General features: G+C 44.0%; 10 protein-coding genes. 3 read left to right on the top strand and 7 right to left on the bottom strand.

Annotation, left to right across the window (positions count from 1 at the left end):
- Window positions 1-29: 29 nt before the first annotated feature.
- Entirely contained in the window at window positions 30-2171 is a 2142-nt protein-coding gene (locus tag QL886_RS00285) for a protein kinase (protein ID WP_356625497.1), read from the bottom strand.
- A gap of 16 nt (window positions 2172-2187) precedes the next feature.
- On the bottom strand, window positions 2188-3696 hold the full coding sequence (locus tag QL886_RS00280; protein ID WP_290177251.1) for a NarK family nitrate/nitrite MFS transporter: 1509 nt from the start codon (window positions 3694-3696) through the stop codon (window positions 2188-2190).
- Between the two features lie 640 nt (window positions 3697-4336).
- Here QL886_RS00280 and nirB point away from each other — a divergent pair.
- Entirely contained in the window at window positions 4337-6937 is a 2601-nt protein-coding gene (gene nirB, locus QL886_RS00275; RefSeq protein ID WP_290177250.1) for a nitrite reductase large subunit NirB, read from the top strand.
- 165 nt (window positions 6938-7102) lie between these two features.
- On the top strand, window positions 7103-7456 hold the full coding sequence (gene nirD / locus QL886_RS00270; RefSeq protein ID WP_290177249.1) for a nitrite reductase small subunit NirD: 354 nt from the start codon (window positions 7103-7105) through the stop codon (window positions 7454-7456).
- A 316-nt stretch (window positions 7457-7772) separates the two neighbouring features.
- Here nirD and QL886_RS00265 read toward each other — a convergent pair whose 3' ends face one another.
- The 3 genes from QL886_RS00265 to QL886_RS00255 form a co-directional block, all read right to left on the bottom strand.
- Window positions 7773-9281 carry a carboxylesterase family protein gene (locus tag QL886_RS00265; protein ID WP_290177248.1) on the bottom strand — a complete coding sequence of 503 codons (1509 nt, stop codon included), beginning with the start codon at window positions 9279-9281 and terminating at the stop codon, window positions 7773-7775.
- A gap of 273 nt (window positions 9282-9554) precedes the next feature.
- Window positions 9555-10382: a class III extradiol ring-cleavage dioxygenase gene (locus QL886_RS00260; protein WP_290177247.1), complete on the bottom strand. Its 828-nt coding sequence runs from the start codon at window positions 10380-10382 to the stop codon at window positions 9555-9557.
- Between the two features lie 88 nt (window positions 10383-10470).
- Window positions 10471-10917, bottom strand: a complete 447-nt coding sequence (locus QL886_RS00255) for a DoxX family protein (protein ID WP_238069902.1) — start codon at window positions 10915-10917, stop codon at window positions 10471-10473.
- 161 nt (window positions 10918-11078) lie between these two features.
- Here QL886_RS00255 and QL886_RS00250 point away from each other — a divergent pair, with 161 nt between their 5' ends.
- The gene (locus tag QL886_RS00250; RefSeq protein WP_290177246.1) at window positions 11079-12005 is read left to right on the top strand and encodes a LysR family transcriptional regulator; all 927 of its coding nucleotides are present in this window, start codon (window positions 11079-11081) and stop codon (window positions 12003-12005) included.
- Between the two features lie 68 nt (window positions 12006-12073).
- On the opposite strand, the gene QL886_RS00245 is transcribed toward QL886_RS00250, so the two are convergent.
- Together QL886_RS00245 and QL886_RS00240 are read right to left on the bottom strand one after the other, a co-directional pair.
- A complete protein-coding gene (locus tag QL886_RS00245; RefSeq protein WP_290177245.1) occupies window positions 12074-12799 on the bottom strand; it encodes a DUF3726 domain-containing protein in 726 nt (241 codons plus the stop codon).
- Window positions 12783-14531: a hypothetical protein gene (locus QL886_RS00240; RefSeq protein ID WP_290177244.1), complete on the bottom strand. Its 1749-nt coding sequence runs from the start codon at window positions 14529-14531 to the stop codon at window positions 12783-12785. The genes QL886_RS00245 and QL886_RS00240 overlap by 17 nt, the downstream gene beginning before the upstream one ends.
- Between the last annotated feature and the right edge of the window lie 182 nt (window positions 14532-14713).

Here is a 14713-nt window from a genome sequence, read left to right as displayed (position 1 = left end):
CGGAGCAGCATTGAATGCAAAACAGCGTGTCATGAAAAGTATGCCAACAATAATAAAATGATGACAAACTCTATGAAGCAAATGCCATGCCATACCAGTAGAGGGTTACGCTTAATGAGAGGTTCTGGGTCACGGCTGTGCGCTTTATTATCAGGGTTAAAATCTTGTAAAAACTCACCAATGGCTTGATAGCGCGCGTTAGTATTGACATGCAGCGCACGCATGAGTGCCTGTTGGCTGGCGTCAGGCACATTCTGCTGCCGTAGCGGCTGCGCGGGCATCATTAGTGTTTGGTTTGGCATCATTAGTGTCTGGGTATTAAATGGCAATTGTCCCGTCAGCAATTCATAGCCAATCACTGCAATCGAGAACAAGTCAGAATGCACGCCTTTTGGTGCATCGGTGTAATATTCTGGTGCAGCATAGTGCAAATCACCATTTGGTGGTCGGGTGCTGTCTTTTAAAATAGAGGAACTGGCGGAACCAAAATCAATCAGTTTGACCGCGCCTGATTTGGTTAAAAGAATGTTTTCGGGTTTGATGTCTTGATGCAGCAGATAGTTGCGATGCATGACCCGAACCGCCATGCCAATTTTGGTGAGTAAATCAAAGGTTTGCCACACATCACAAGGCGCATGACGATCCATAAAGTTCCGTAAACTCTCACCGGCGATATATTCAGTCAAATGATATAAGTATGTGGTACTTGCTGGTACTGGATAGTAACGCAGCAGCCCCGACTCACTGAGCCCAGAGCCCACGTTATGACCACTATTGTTGGATGCAGGATTGACAGGCAATCGATTGGGATCAGCTTGATTGTAAGCCGACTCTCCTGCGCGGCGATGTTTTGATAGGCTCAAACCAATTTTACGTTCTTTTAGAAAATCACGCAGATAGTGACCATCGGCAACAGAGTCTAAACTGGGTGATTTTAAAACAAAGTCATGGTTGTATTCATCTTTTACCCAGTACACGTGACTGCGAGCAGTACGAGCAATGATACCAATCACAGTAAAGCCGTCAATATGATCGCCTATCTGTAAATCGGTTGGCAGCTGGTAGCGATTCACATCATGTATGACCGTATCCAGATTATCAAAGTCAATGCCATTTAAATGACTAATACCCTTGGAGCCATTGATAGAAGTAAAACGGGCTGAGCGTGTGTTCATACTCAGCATAACCATGCTTAGATTGTCATGACTACCTGCACTAAAGGCTTGCTCGCATACGGCTTGACTGGTGTTAAGTCCTAGCGGTAATTCGTGTGTGGTGGTCATCAACTGAAGTATATCAGTCGCACTGCTGCACAGCTCAAATTGCAACTCTGTGGGCTCTATATGCTCATAAACCCCATCCGTCATAATGACCAAACACTCGTTTTGATGGAGGGTAAATACCGATTGTTGTAGCTCCATCTGGCTATCTGCGCCGATAGCTGCAGCAAGCGCTCCTTTATCTTGACCGCGGTGCACGCGGTGATCTTTGCTCAATACTGTCAGACAATCTACCCCAACGCGGTATATTCGAGAGTCGCCTGTATGAAACAGGTGAATACGGTCACCGATACAGAGCAAGCCTGATAACGTAGACAACAACGGCGGCACCCGTTGATACGATTGAGGAAAATATAGAATATCGTTGGCTTTGTTGACTGCTGTTTTGATAATAGTGGCGACTTGATCATCATCAAAACTGATGGATGACGTCTCATCTTGCGATTGTGTCAGTGCAGTCAACCCTAATGTGATTTTGTGGGCAATGGTATTCACTACCAGTCGACTTGCCTGTTTTGGAAACTGACAAGCGCTGACCCCATCTGCCATCAGCACCAATAATGGGGCTGATGAGGACGGGTGAGATCTTGCTTGAGATATTGAGCGATTAGCATTAGATGATTCTTCTCCTGAACATTGATAGGGCAAGCAGGTGGTGATAAGTAAGCTGTCTTGGTTTTCAGTCTTGCGACCTGCCATAGTAAAAAAATCAAGCCACCATAATACAGTGCTGCCATCATCAATACTCTTACTTTCATTAGTCTCATCAATAGCAACAAACTGACTTGACTCTATCAAAGATGACGGATTACCTTTATTGAAATGAGCAGCCATCTCATCCGCATTTTGACTATTGTTTCTATTGGCGTTTGCTGCATGTGTTATCGTCATCTGTCGTCACCCCATACTATCTATGACTCACTTGTATTTCGGCAAATGTGCCATCTGGCATCTCTTCAATAATGATGCCTTCTGGCTCTTTTAAGAGAAACAAGGCAAAGAATCCAACCACTGCTGTCGCGGCAATTACAAAGAAAAACACTTGATAAGACACCAGGCTTAGCACCGTTAAATACACCACTGATCCAACATTGCCATACGCACCTGTCATTCCTGCAAACTGCCCTGTCATACTACGTTTGATCAGAGGAATTACCGCAAAAACAGCACCCTCACCTGCCTGTACAAAGAATGAGCAAAACATTGTAATTAACAATGCCAATGCCAGTGGCCATGTTGAGTCAAGGAAGCCCATTAATAGATACCCGATGGCCAAACCAGCTGTCAAAATCAACAAAGTAATTTTGCGACCAAACTTATCACTGAGCCAACCGCCACCTGGGCGTGACATGAGATTCATAAAGGCATAGCTCGATGCCAATACCCCTGCCATCACAATCGATAAACTAAAAGTTTCTTGATAAAACAAAGGAAGCATCGACACGACGGCAAGCTCTGAGCCGAACGTGGCAAAATACAAAATATTTAAAATACCTACTTGCTTAAAATCATAACGATGCGCCACTGGTACAGGCGTGGTGAAAACCTCTTTATTAAAACGGTAGCTACTAATGAACTCGTAAACATACAGTATCGCAAGGCCGATATAGACCATGGTGACACTAGACTGGCTCAGCAAGCTCACACCATCAGGTGATAGTTTCCATGCCAATAGCGCCAATGCCAAATACATAGGCAGTTTAAAAACCATCATTAACCAAAAATCACCTGATGATGTCACCATCATGGCACCTGATTTTTTGGGTTTAAAATAAGTAGCTCCTTTGGGTGTATTACGCGCCATCTTATAAAAAATGATGCTATAAATCGCCATCACTACCCCTGACGTGGCTGTTGCATAACGCCAACCTTCATCACCACCGAACACTGCTGCGGCACCAATCGCGATAGTCGGCAATAACAGTGCCGCTGCTGCCGAGCCGAAATTACCCCACCCCCCATAAATACCCTCAGCCGTCCCCAATTCATTGGTTGGAAACCAATCACTCATCAAACGGATACCCACCACAAAACCTGCACCCACAAAACCTAGTAAAAATCGAGACAGTGCCAAGGTGTTGTAATCCTGCGCGAACGCAAAGGTAAAACAAGGAATAGCACCAATGGCTAAAATGGCGGTATAAACAATACGAGGGCCAAAACGGTCTGTCAGCATCCCGATAATCACGCGGGCAGGAATAGTCAATGCCACGTTTAAAATGAGTAGCGTTTTGACTTGATCTTTACTCAGATTGAGTGTTTCTCCAATCGCTGATAAAAATGGTGCATGGTTAAACCATACAAAAAAGGTAAGGAAAAATGCCATCCAACCTAAATGAAGGATTTTATTTTTACCCGTAAATGACAAAACATTAAGCTTGTCTTTACTAGGTGCAACGGGGGCTGATGATGACATAGGCAACTTCCTCAAATGATTAACTTCAGGGTTCTGACAACGTACTAAAGGTACTAAGTGTTCAAAAAATGCAGTATTCAAATATGATAAGTAGCAATGTTTCAAGCAGTGCAATGGTTATGCCAGTTATCCGTGTACGCTGCCAAATCCATATAAAGACCAACGCTTATTGAGGCTCTAAGCGCCTTTACTGGTGGGTCTATAACCATCACCACACCTGACGCTTATGCTAATAAAGCATTAATACAGCAGATTTAAAATACTCCATCAGCCTCCCTTATAAGCAGCAATAACATCCAACTTGGGGCACAGCAGTAACTATTTTGGTGCATTAACTTCTGATATCTCAGTCGGTGACAACGGCGACCATCCTGTTTTTGGTAAGTCATAACGCTGATCATGCTGACATAAAAACCTTAGTACATAAGCGACTGGTCTCGATACGGCATACCTTTATGCCTAATAGCAACGCGCAAAAACCTAGCTAATCGAAGTGCTCTGGCATGATTATTGAATATTCTGTAATAGTAGGTATTAAATGCTGTTTATCAGCTGTTGTTGAGAGACGGAGCCGTTTATAGCGTGATAAAAAAATAAACGATGTCCGTATTCAACCAGCCCCATTACTAAGGACAGACGCATGATTAGCACTGCATTGAACACAGAAAACAAAGGCAATTTGGTGGTGATTGGCAACGGTATGGTCGGTCATCACTTTATTGAACGAGCAATTGAGCAAGGACTGCACCAGCAATTTGATATTCATGTATTTGCTGAAGAAGACCGCCCTGCTTATGACCGTGTTTATTTGTCGAGCTACTTTGAACATAAAGATGCCAGTAAGCTGAACCTAGTAGATTTAACGGCTTATGAATTATCAAAAGTTAATTTGCATTTGAATCAGTGCATTGTAGATATCGATTCGGCCAGTCAGCGTATTACTACTGAGGCAGGCGATATTATTGAGTACTCTGAGTTGGTACTGGCGACAGGCTCATATCCTTTTGTACCGCCCATCCCAGGCCGCGAGCATCCGCATTGCCACGTATACCGTACCATTGCAGATTTAGATGAGATTTTAGCCATTGCCGATCTGCCCACTGTCAAAAAAGGCGTGGTGGTTGGTGGCGGTCTACTGGGGCTTGAGGCCGCAAAAGCGCTCGTGACGCTAGGGCTGGATACCTATGTGGTCGAGTTCGCACCGCAATTGATGGGCGTTCAGCTTGATGCCGCTGGTGGTGAGATCTTAAAGCGTAAAATAGAAGCACTGGGTGTCAAAGTACTGACAGGCAAAAACACCAAAGAGATTCTGTCTAATACTGCACCCAACTCTGATGACACCAGCAGTGATGCTCAACATTTAACCATGCAGTTTACAGATGGCACCTCTCTAACGACCGATATGATTGTGTTTAGCGCTGGTATTAGACCACAAGACGGTCTCATTAAAAACAACCCCGAATGCGGTATTGAAATGGGCGGGCGTGGTGGTATCTTGATCAATGAGGAATGTCGCACCAATGCCGATCATGTTTATGCCGTAGGCGAATGCGCAGTATGGGACAACAAAGTATTTGGCCTGGTGGCTCCCGGTTATAACATGGCCAGTATCTGTGCCGCGCAAATTGCTGGTGATAGCAAGCAGATATTTACGGGTGCTGACATGAGCACCAAGTTAAAACTGATGGGTGTTGATGTGGGCAGTATTGGCGATGCACATGGCACAAGCGAAGGCAGCTTAAGCTATCTGTATCAAAACCCTGCTGAGGGCATCTATAAAAAACTGGTTACTACACCGGATAACAAGCGCTTGCTTGGTGCTGTATTGGTCGGCGACACCGAAGACTATAACAACCTATTGCAATTGTATTTAAATGATATTGACCTACCTGCACATCCCGAAAGTCTGATACTACCCAATGTCGAAAAACCCGTGATGGGCATCGACAATCTACCAGACACCGCCACGATCTGCTCTTGTTATAACGTGACCAAAGGCGCTATCTGCTCAGCCGTCGAAAACGGCGCATACTCCGTCAGCGATGTAAAAACCATGACCAGTGCCGGTAGTGGCTGTGGTGGCTGTGCCCCTATGGTCAAAGATACGGTCAGCTATCAACTCACTGCCATGGGCTTTGAAGTAAACAATGACTTGTGTGAGCACTTTGCGTACTCTCGTCAAGATTTATATAGCCTGATTCGTGTGCACGGTATCAAAACCTTTGATGAATTATTGACTGAACATGGCAGCGGTCATGGTTGTGAGATATGTAAACCAACGGTCGCCTCTATTTTGGCATCGTGCTGGAATGACTACGTACTCAAAACCGAACTGGCACCACTACAAGACAGTAACGATTACTACTTAGGTAATATCCAAAAAGACGGCACTTATTCCGTCGTACCGCGTGTGCCGGGCGGTGAAATTACTGCAGACAAGCTCATCGTACTGGGTCAAGTAGCGAAGCAGTTTAATTTGTACACCAAAATCACTGGTGGGATGCGGGTCGATCTGTTTGGCGCACGCATGGAGCAATTGCCTGATATTTGGACGCAACTGGTGCAAGCAGGCTTTGAGACTGGCCATGCCTATGGTAAATCATTACGTACCGTGAAATCTTGTATTGGCAATAACTGGTGCCGCTACGGTGTCGACGACAGCATTGGCCTCGCCTTGAGGTTAGAAGATCGTTATAAAGGCGTGCGCTCACCGCACAAAATCAAGATGGGTGTGTCAGGCTGTATGCGCGAATGTGCTGAGGCACAAAGTAAAGACTTTGGCATGATTGCGACTGAAAACGGCTGGAATTTATTTGTCTGCGGTAATGGTGGTATTACCCCACGTCATGGCGAGCTGTTCGCCACCGATCTCGATACCGAAACCATGGTCAAATATATCGACCGCATCATTATGTTCTATATAAAAACAGCGGACAAGCTACAGCGTACCTCAAAGTGGCGTGAAAGTTTAGATGGCGGGCTGGATTATCTAAAAGCCGTCATTATTGAAGACAGTTTGGGCATAGCAGATGAGCTCGAAGCACAAATGCAATTGTTGGTCGACAATTACGTGTGTGAGTGGGCAGCAACGATTAACGACACCGAAAAACTCAAGCGTTTCCGTCATTTTGTAAACAGTGAGAAAGGCGATGACAATGTCGTTTTCGTGACCGATCGTGAACAGATTCGCCCAGCGACTGATGCGGAAAAAGCAACCATCAACCTGGTTGAACTGGCTTAGCCAATGATGAGTGCCTTGTTTGTTATCACAACAAGCAAGGTGCTGTTTTTTGACTCATGATTTTCGAATTATATTTCTGGACTCATGTTTTCGTGACTTGCAGCTTGTCACTCATGATTTACCACTCATACAGAGCAATATTATCATCACTAAGGATACCGCCTCATGAACCAACAGACTATTTGTACACTTGACGATATCATTCCTGAAACCGGTGTCTGCGCCCTGATAGATGGCAAACAAATTGCTATCTTTCGTACCAAACAGAACGATTTATTTGCTCTTGATAACTACGATCCATTCAGTCAAGCCAATGTATTGTCTCGGGGTTTGATTGGTGGCACCACGATTACAGATGATACAGGGACAGCAAAAGAAGTGCTTTATGTGGCCTCGCCCATCTATAAGCAACGCTTTAACCTAGCTACTGGTCAGTGTTTAGATGATGAGTGTATTGTGCTCAACACCTATAAATTTGAACTTGACGGAAATAATGTAGTGGCAAAATATGAATCATAAGAGACATTATCTCTTATTTTGATAAGTTGTTAATAACTGCTCTATTAACCTAAAACATCCTTTGATTCTGAGATTCAAAGGATGTTTTGTTTTTGACAACTACACTGAAATACTATGGATTGTACTTTTCAAAACATTTAGCCAAACTGAAAAGCGACCAACTTCGTTTTTAGTTTGGTTAAAAGTAAACTTTACGCCTTATGTCAATCCTCATGCACCCACGGCTATCATAAGTGGCTGTTATGATAGCCCATGCCGCGTATAGATCTTTATGCACGTGAGTTATGCTTCAGGCTATATACTTGGCATCATCGTTCTAGAACGAATAATCTTTCCACAATACTCTAACATCTCGCTCAGGGTCGTTAACAATTTTAGAGTCAGTATCAAATACCATCGTTGCTCGATCTGCTAGTCGATAGTTATCCCATGGTGCTTGTCCAGAACGAGCAAACTCGATCCAGTTCTGATGCATAGTATTGGCAAGCTTTTGCGATGGTTGATCGCCAATAAAGCTTTTAGCTTGCTCACTATCAAGAGCGTTAAAGGTAAAAGGCACATCCACAAAATGCGCGGCGCCTAATTTTCCATCAAAGGCTGGTGAAAACCACGAAAAGTTATAATGCCAGACTTTATTGACGTTGTTAACCAAGTGCTCAGCAATATGGACTGCAGGCATCCGAAAGGTATAATCAGACTGAATGTCAGCAAAGCTATCGCCAATAGATTTTTCATTCTTAATTGGCGCGTAAACATCACGCGATGCACCACTCAAAGATAAATCACTCAACAACTGCGATCTTTGTGTTGCAGGAATTTGGTCGATAGCACCGCCTGGAACATAATACAGTCTGGCTTCTTGATCCGTACTACCCACGATAACGGGAATGGCTGGATCTGTATTGTTCGCCAGATCTCTCATAGGTGACTCTTTGATGACATCTCCATCAGCGACAGGCAAAAACGCTGTGCCGCCCCAAGACATCATGCCCCACTGGTCTCGATTCTTTATAGTGTTACCAATATCAATAACTTCAGTGACTAACGTTTCAAGAGGAATTTGAGAGATATCGCTTATCGTTGCTGATACACCCAGCTCTTTGGCAAAAGTTTGGCTAACTCGATCTGCTTGCTCCATGGTCATGAATTGCATTGGTGGGCTTTGCATGATTGCTTGTTGAAACAGACCTTTTGCTTTGTCTGTGCCCAAAAGTATGGCAACGCTTTCAGCACCTGCTGATTGACCGAATAAAGTAACATTCTCTGGATTACCGCCAAAATTGGCAATGTTTTTCTGTACCCATTGTAATGCCGCAATTTGATCGAGAATACCTCTATTATCTGGCGCACCATCTAAATTCATAAACCCATCCACACCAACGCGATAATTCACAGTGACAACAATCGCGTCATTTCTTGCAAAGCTAGTACCGTTGTACGCCTCTTCTCCTGCATCTGCCCGAATAAAAGCGCCGCCAGGTATCCAAACCATCACAGGTAGCTGCTTATTTGATTGTAGAGCAGCCGTTGGCGCCCATATGTTTAAGGTAAGGTCTCCTGCAGCACCGACAAGCTCAACCGTCTGCTCTCTGCCTGGCTGCGGAACTGGCGCTGTTTTTTTTGTGGCGTCCAAGACTCCTTCCCACTTTTCATACGCCTGAGGAGCTTTAAACCTAAGCGCTTTTGTAAAAGGATCATAAGCATAAGGAATACCATAAAATGACGTAACGTCGGCATTCACTTTACCTTGGACTTCGCCTTGATGAACAGAAACCGTCATCTGTTGTCCTTCTATATCGTTATTCGCTGCAAATGAAGACGCCATATTAAAGCTCAAAATTATGACTGTCGCTTTGCAAAACCTTTTCATCATATGGTTCAAAGCCATCATTATGATTCCTTTTTTTGTTTACTTGTCTTTCTTATTAGAGTGGTAAAATTGGATACCCAACCTGAAGCTTACTGTTCCTTAGAATAATACCGTCCTCTGATCAAAATTTTTATAAGATAAACGTAAGGGTTTTATAACGTTATGGTGAGCTCATATACGACTAGAAAAATCAGACTAACGATTTGAGATGAAGTTAAAAAGTAATATTCAACCAAACTGAAAGGCTGATATTTGCGTTTTTAGCACTTGCTGGGAGTAAATCTTGTGCCCTTTGTCACATCCTGCTGCACCCACCGCTATCATAAGCGGTAACAAATGCTCCTCTGCCCCTAATGGATGTGAGTCAAGCGCGTGAGGAGCATTTTTCCAGTTGACCAATGCCGCAAGTCGTTTATCCGAATCTGCTAATTCCACAGTATTCGTTAGCCATTCATCAAAACGCTCTGATGGTTCAGTAAAACTGGTATCGCCATAACCGCGCATATTATGAAAGCTCATGCCGCTACCGACGATTAGCACACCCTCTGTACGTAATGACGCCAATGCCTGACCAGCAGCCAAATGCGCTTGTGGGTCTAAATCATGACGTAAAGATAGCTGCACCACTGGAATATCTGCCTCAGGGAACATTAGCTTAAGCGGTATAAATACCCCATGATCAAAACCGCGCTCCGCATCTTGTTTATTACCTACCCCGGCCTCTATCAGTAGACTACTGACTTGCTCCGCCAATGCTGGCGCGCCTGAGGCTGGATAAGTCAAATTATAAGTATGCTCAGGAAAGCCATAATAATCATAAATGAGATCAGGTTGCTTGCCAGCGGTGATACTAAACTCAGTCTTCTGCCAATGGGCACTAATGATTAAGATAGCCTTTGGTCGCTCAGGCAAACGAGCAGAAATGCCCTTTAAAAAAGTTGCCATCTCATGCCACGTATCCGCTGGTTGCCAATCCATAAAAAAACAAGGCCCTGCACCATGCGGTATAAACAGTACAGGCTGGCTGACTGGCTCATTAGATAAAAGTGTGGTCATGGCTTTCCCCTTGTTGCTTTTATTAAATGGCTCTAATTAAACAGCTTTATTCACGAAAATTGAATAAAACCATTTACAACTATAAAACCTATCCTAATTTTTCTGATAATACCTTATCCATACTGAGGGAGCCGCCACCTTGGATGGCTAGGGCAAGTGTAGCCACCATCAAGGTTAATGCGTATTCATAACCACCATTATCAGCAAATAGCCCATTACTGATATGAACAGAGAAAATAGCCACCAACATGGTAAAGGCTGCGGCTAAAGCGGCTGGTCTGGTTAGCAGACCTAATACCAGAGCTAGACCACCGAAGAATTCAGCACCGCCTGCTAGTATTGCCATTAAGTAGCCAGGCTCCATACCCATACTGCTTAACCATTGAGCCGTACCTGCTAGCCCATTACCACCGAACCAACCAAATAGCTTCTGAGCGCCATGTGCTGCTAAAATTAAGCCAACGGGTACCCGAAGCACTAAAGCCGCCACTCCAGCTTTTGATGTCAAAATAGTATCTAATAGTGATGATTTCATTGATGCTTACTCCATAAGGTATGATTAGAATAAATAGTGTCGAAAATGATATAGGCACACTTTACTATCAACGCTATAAAAGAGTAAGCTCATTTATATTGAATAATTATCAACATACTGTTTATAATGGATTTGATATCGAGAGAATTATAGGGACAGATATGGATAGAATCGATGCCATGCGCGCTTTCGTCGCGGTAGTGACAGAAGGTAGCTTTAGCAAAGCGGCTATTACGATGCAGCTCTCGCCGCAGCTAGTAAGCAAGTATGTAGCAAAGCTAGAGGAGGAACTACATACTCGCCTGCTCAACCGCACTACGCGCAAAGTCAGTCTGACAGAAGCTGGCAGTCAATACTTTACGCATGCGCAGCAGGTTTTATTGAGTATTGATGAAATGGCATCGCAGTTAGGCGGCTTACAGCAGCATCCCAAAGGCGTCCTGCGAATCAGTGCACCCGTCTCCTTTGCCCTAAAGCATATGGCAAAACTCATCACTGATTTTCAGGAGCGCTATCCGTCAGTTACCGTTGATTTGCAGCTGAGTGATCGAAAAGTAGATATCGTTGAAGAAGGGTTTGATATTGCCCTGCGTATCGGACAGCTCCAAAGTTCATCGCTTATCGCCAAGCAGATTGCTCCGATTCGCGTGGTATTATGCGCCTCGCCCGAGTACCTCAAAGCTCATGGCACACCTAAGCAACTTGAGGATTTAGAGTCGCATCGCTATTTGCATTATAGCTATATGAATGTAGATACTAAGGGTCAAATCTACAAATACCTAAAGACCAAACAATTCAAAGAACGTAGCGTTTTCCATAGTAATAATGGCGATGTACTCGTTGAAGCAGCTATTGCAGGCGGAGGATTGATATTACAGCCGACTTTCATTGCTAGCGAAGCGTTAAGTACTGGCAAGTTGGTCGTAGTATTGCCAGAATATGAACCTAACTCTTTAGGGTTGTATGCTGTCTATGCCCATAGAAAACTACTACCTCACAAAGTTAGGTGCTTTATCGACTTTATGAACAACTACTATGGTACGCCGCCGTACTGGGATGAGAATATAGCGCACGCGCCAAACGACTAATTACTCATCATACAAAAATCTGTTTCGTAGCATAACTGACATAATTAACGTAATTAACAGGTTTGGTTTTATACTCCACCCGCGCCGCGACTAGATGCTTCGCTATTTTCAACCAGTATAGCCGCTGCCGTTTTTTTGAGTATCGCCCACTGTTCGTCATCGACATAGATACCCTCTTTCCATGCGCGCTGATGAGTTTCAAAGAGCTCGTCTGTCGATATTTTACGATCGAAATGCTGGATATCATGTTCGATATCGAAGTTTTGAGTCGCAATCTCGATGACCATATCATTGGTATTGTAATTTGACTGTGCCTTGTCAAAAAAGTAAAGGTCAGGATAGACAAACCCTTGATTCAATGTAAATAACGTATGCTTAGGCACCGAGCCATTGTCCCATTTGGCCAAACAGGCATAGCCTTTGGCCGCCAGCCCTACCAGCTCGCTATAAGCCAGCCAGCGGTTATGACAATTCTGCAAGTAAATATGAAAGTGTGCTGAATCAGCCATTTTTTCAAGAGCGTAATCGATGATCGTCGGCAAATGACACGCCAAGCTACTACCGTGCAAATCTAAACGCATCGCCTTAGCATCTTGATGGACGATATCAATTGGCGTATCGCTCTCGGTTAAAATATACGGGCTAGCATTGTTAAAGTGTCTGACGCCATCCAAGCCTGCCATCTGCAATTCAGCAACCATCGTAGCGATTACATCAGCTTCCCCAACTTCTCGATGCATCCCAGTAAAGGCTTTATACACCATTGCTACGATTTCATTATGCGATACGATCATGAGTCAAACCTCCCTGCTCTGTCGACAAATCTGGTAATAAAGGAAACAGCCATTCATCATTATGCACTTCTGCAAATAAAGGTGCGCCTTGGAACAAGGTGATTCTGACCCAGCGATCTGATCTCGGATCAAACTTGGTTGCACCAAACATAGACAATTTACACCGTAACAGATGCATAGGTAACGCGTCTTTGTGTAAGACATTCATCTGAATATCACCCAACTGTTTATGCCCCATTGTCCAAACACGGCGCGCGATTGAGCGATACTTTGGTTGGTTTAAAATAAACTCAGATATCAGTTGCTGAGCGTTGGCTTGTTTAAGCGCGAGATACAGTCTGTTTGCTTGCCTTGCGATGTCTAGTGCAAGCTCACGATCTGCGCCTACCTCTTGCCCACGCACACCTAGGCGTGGCTCTTCTTTATCCACCGAACGATACCAAAACCAATGACTATTATCAGGCTGGCTAAAATCAATATTAATCGCCCACTGATAGTGTCGCTCCAGTATATCAATCAAATCTTGAATCACCTTGCCCTTCGGTAACGACAAGCTTTCATCGGCATTTATTTTCTCTTGAAACGCATCAACACGCTCAGGATACAGCTCCATCAAGCAAGAAATGATGACCTCTTGGCTCTCAAGACTCAGATCATGGTGCGCTTGCAAGAACTCCGCCCATGTCACATAGTGATTGATAGTAGTCATCAAATTGTTTTGTAGTACCATTAATTCTGTGACAACCGTTTCATTGCGTTCTATTTGCTGCTCATTGATGGTGACAATCTCGCCAAAATGCTGAATAGCACGTTTGATTAAACTGGCAAAATGCGCCGTTTCTTTGGGTTCAATCTGACAGGTTAATGTCGCTTGCAGTGCTTCCTCACGGGTGGTCAGCCATTGATCAACCACACAAGGGTGGTTAATCAAATACGGCGCCATACCCAAACCAGTGGCATTACCAATCCCCAAATAACGCTTAATCTCTGGATGCAGCGCAACCGCTTTACTACCGCCCTTTTTCTGCGCCAAATAATCGACCCAGTCTAGGCTAAACTCACGTAGTAGATACACAGCACACATCTGCGCGCGAAACGATTGGTCAAAGTCTTCACTATGTTCTAACGGCTTAAAATCATAAATACCAAATTTACCATTGCCGTAGACCGCCGTGGTACGCAAGATATAACCCACTTGCGCTAACACATCTAAATCTGGTTGCTGACCGGCAGCGAGCGAGCTCACAATATGATCAAAGACTCGTACGCTCTTGTTTGCGCGTGCCAGCACCATCAACATATTAGAGTTACGACCTGCTTCTTGCAACGGCACATTGGCTTGTAAGTTATCCAGCAGTTCTTCGCTTATCTCGCCAAACACTAGACCAAATGTTACATCCCATTTTTGGGCAATGACTCTATCGTTACGCTCTTCATCAGCCAGCTCGTTGCAGAACACCACCAGATGATATAGATGCTCTGGCGTATGTAGACGATAGATAACTTTGCCATAACCGTGCTCATCTAAATCCCACAAATGAGTACTGAGCGTCCATTTTTCTTTATCAATCTTGCGTAGTAATGTACGCACAAAGCTAATACGGGTTTGATGCATCGCACCCAATCTTTGGGCATCCATAATCACATCACGAGTACGAAAACCTGTACCCAATGAAGGCGGTTTGACATCGATACTTTTATTATTCGCATTATTTGTATAAACCATATTCATAATTTCACTACCTTACCTAATATATCGAGCCAGCAGCTTCGTTAACAATGTCAATAACAATATCTATCGGTAAATAAGAAATCAGCGGTATAGATAGAGGCTAGTTTAGTATTTACCGTTTAATAATCTAGGGCGTGTCCTCAATTCAAACGAGTGTCCTCTAAATGGGCTAAAAACAGCTA

This window comes from Psychrobacter sp. APC 3281 (assembly GCF_030407815.1).
Taxonomy (GTDB): Bacteria; Pseudomonadota; Gammaproteobacteria; order Pseudomonadales; family Moraxellaceae; genus Psychrobacter.
Note: the sequence above shows the minus strand (reverse complement) of the source record. Positions and strands in the feature narration are given on the sequence as shown.

Coding starts and splice junctions, on each gene's coding strand:
- QL886_RS00285 (WP_356625497.1), bottom strand. CDS start 2,171: ATGACGATAACACATGCAGCAAACGCCAATAGAAACAATAGTCAAAAT.
- QL886_RS00280 (WP_290177251.1), bottom strand. CDS start 3,696: ATGTCATCATCAGCCCCCGTTGCACCTAGTAAAGACAAGCTTAATGTT.
- nirB (WP_290177250.1), top strand. CDS start 4,337: ATGATTAGCACTGCATTGAACACAGAAAACAAAGGCAATTTGGTGGTG.
- nirD (WP_290177249.1), top strand. CDS start 7,103: ATGAACCAACAGACTATTTGTACACTTGACGATATCATTCCTGAAACC.
- QL886_RS00265 (WP_290177248.1), bottom strand. CDS start 9,281: ATGGCGTCTTCATTTGCAGCGAATAACGATATAGAAGGACAACAGATG.
- QL886_RS00260 (WP_290177247.1), bottom strand. CDS start 10,382: ATGACCACACTTTTATCTAATGAGCCAGTCAGCCAGCCTGTACTGTTT.
- QL886_RS00255 (WP_238069902.1), bottom strand. CDS start 10,917: ATGAAATCATCACTATTAGATACTATTTTGACATCAAAAGCTGGAGTG.
- QL886_RS00250 (WP_290177246.1), top strand. CDS start 11,079: ATGGATAGAATCGATGCCATGCGCGCTTTCGTCGCGGTAGTGACAGAA.
- QL886_RS00245 (WP_290177245.1), bottom strand. CDS start 12,799: ATGATCGTATCGCATAATGAAATCGTAGCAATGGTGTATAAAGCCTTT.
- QL886_RS00240 (WP_290177244.1), bottom strand. CDS start 14,531: ATGAATATGGTTTATACAAATAATGCGAATAATAAAAGTATCGATGTC.